This is a genomic window from Microcystis sp. M53598_WE2, from assembly GCF_030067735.1.
Taxonomy (GTDB): Bacteria; Cyanobacteriota; Cyanobacteriia; order Cyanobacteriales; family Microcystaceae; genus Microcystis; species Microcystis aeruginosa.
On record NZ_JASJFE010000036.1, the window covers coordinates 1 to 2,354 of the forward strand.

General features: G+C 46.4%; 2 protein-coding genes. One reads left to right on the forward strand and one right to left on the reverse strand.

The features are described 5' to 3' along the window. Window positions 1-200 precede the first annotated feature (200 nt). Entirely contained in the window at window positions 201-1,637 is a 1,437-nt protein-coding gene (locus PX636_RS00790) for an NADP-dependent isocitrate dehydrogenase (protein ID WP_002797357.1), read from the forward strand. Window positions 1,638-1,706: 69 nt separating this feature from the next. On the opposite strand, the gene PX636_RS00795 is transcribed toward PX636_RS00790, so the two are convergent. Next, window positions 1,707-2,354 (reverse strand): class I tRNA ligase family protein (locus PX636_RS00795; RefSeq protein WP_288115912.1); only part of this gene is annotated, 648 nt, incomplete at its 5' end.

Here is a 2,354-nt window from a genome sequence, read left to right on the forward strand (position 1 = left end):
CCTATCTACACATTTGACCGTCGGGCGGGCGGCTCTAGGCTTAACCCTAGTGGTCTGTCTCGGTTTCAGGCTTTTCCTCTAGGTTGTTTTGACGGAGATACCAGCAAGGGAATCTTTAAGAAATTACCCAAAATCCCTGAGTATAGATATTGACGGCGCTAGACTCCCAACGTATAGATAAATACTGTTTCTGGAAGCCCATGACTGTGAGCTACGAAAAAATCACCCCACCGACAACAGGCTCGACAATTACTTTTTCTGACGGAAAACCTCTAGTTCCCGACGATCCCATCATTCCCTTCATTCGTGGTGACGGTACGGGAGTCGATATCTGGCCCGCAACCGCAAAAGTTATCGATGCAGCGATCGCCACAGCCTACGGTGGTCAAAGGAAAATCCATTGGTTTAAAGTCTATGCTGGCGATGAAGCTTGCGAAATCTACGGGACTTATCAATATCTACCCCAAGATACCTTGACAGCGATTAAAGAATATGGTATTGCCATCAAAGGTCCCTTGACCACTCCCATCGGTGGCGGCATTCGTTCCCTGAATGTGGCTCTGCGGCAGATTTTTGACCTTTATGCCTGTGTTCGTCCCTGTCGTTACTATGCGGGAACCCCTTCCCCCCATAAAACCCCGGAAAAACTCGATGTCATCGTCTATCGGGAAAATACCGAGGATATTTATCTGGGCATCGAATGGAAACAAGGCACGGAAATCGCCGATAAACTGATTAATTATCTCAACAGCGAACTAATTCCCGCCACTCCCGAACACGGTAAAAAACAAATTCCCCTCGATGCGGGTATCGGGATCAAACCGATTAGTAAGACGGGTTCCCAAAGATTAGTCCGCCGGGCGATCGAACGAGCGCTGACTTTACCGAAACCGAAAAATCAGGTTACTCTCGTCCATAAGGGTAACATTATGAAATATACCGAAGGGGCGTTTCGGGATTGGGGTTACGAATTAGCTAAAAGTGAATTCCGGGATGTGTGCGTCACCGAGATGGAATCATGGATCCTGAGCAATAAAGAGAAAAACCCAGATCTGAGCATCGAAGATAACGCCCGCATGGTGGAACCGGGTTATGATGCCCTCACGGACGAGAAAAAAGCCAAAATCTGCCAAGAAGTGACCAGTGTTCTCGATGCTATCTGGGAAACCCACGGCCATGGCCAGTGGAAAGATAAAATTATGGTTAACGATCGCATTGCCGATAGTATCTTCCAACAGATCCAAACCCGTCCCGATGAATACTCGATCCTCGCTACCATGAACCTGAATGGTGATTATCTCTCCGATGCGGCAGCGGCGATCGTGGGTGGTTTAGGGATGGGACCCGGGGCGAATATTGGCGATACTTGCGCTATTTTTGAGGCAACCCACGGCACAGCCCCTAAACACGCCGGTTTAGACCGAATTAACCCCGGTTCGGTGATTCTTTCTGGGGTGATGATGTTGGAATACATGGGATGGCAAGAAGCGGCCGATTTGATTAAAAAAGGCATCGCAGCGGCGATCGCTAATCGACAAGTTACCTACGATTTAGCGCGTCTGATGGAACCTCCCGTTAATCCTCCCCTGAAATGTTCCGAATTTGCCGATGCAATCATCTCCCATTTTGGGGATTAATTTTCCGGTTAGGGTAGCCTGAAAACTGCCCTATTTTTCGGAAAATCCCCAAAATAACCACTGCCTCCGTTAATGCAGGCGTTTTAGGCGTTCTTGGAGAATTTGGGCTTGTTTTTCGGCCTCTGCTAAAGCTTGCTTCGTTTTTTGGATTAAAGCTTCTGGAGCTTTTTCGACAAAGCTAGGTTTATTCAGGCGATCGCTCAAACTCTTGATTTCCCCTTCTACCTTAGCTAAATTTTTCGCTAATTTCCCGGCCAATACCGATATATCAACCAATCCGGACAGGGGAATGAGGATTTCTACCGTAGCGACAACACCGGCGATCGCTTGATTGACTTCCTCGGTTATTTTGTCCGTCAAAATTAAGTTTTCGATTTTGGCCAAGTCTTTTAAGTACACTTGTCCACGTTGCAAAATAGCTAATTCTTGGCTGTTTTCTGTCTGTAAAATTGCCGTGATCGTTGCCCCCGGTTTAATCCCCGCTTCGGCCCGCAAATTACGCAACACCCGAATACTTTCAATTAATAAATCAAAAGTATTTTCTAAGTCTAAATCGATCAGAGAACTATCAGCTATTGGATAGGTTTCTAAAGCCAAAACTTGCTGATTTTCTTGGGTTAAATTATGCCAAATTTCTTCGGTAATATGGGGCATAAAGGGATGTAATAATTTTAATGTCCCTGCCAAGATAAAAGCCAAAGTTTGCCTGGCTGTAGC

Coding starts and splice junctions, on each gene's coding strand:
- PX636_RS00790 (WP_002797357.1), top strand. CDS start 201: ATGACTGTGAGCTACGAAAAAATCACCCCACCGACAACAGGCTCGACA.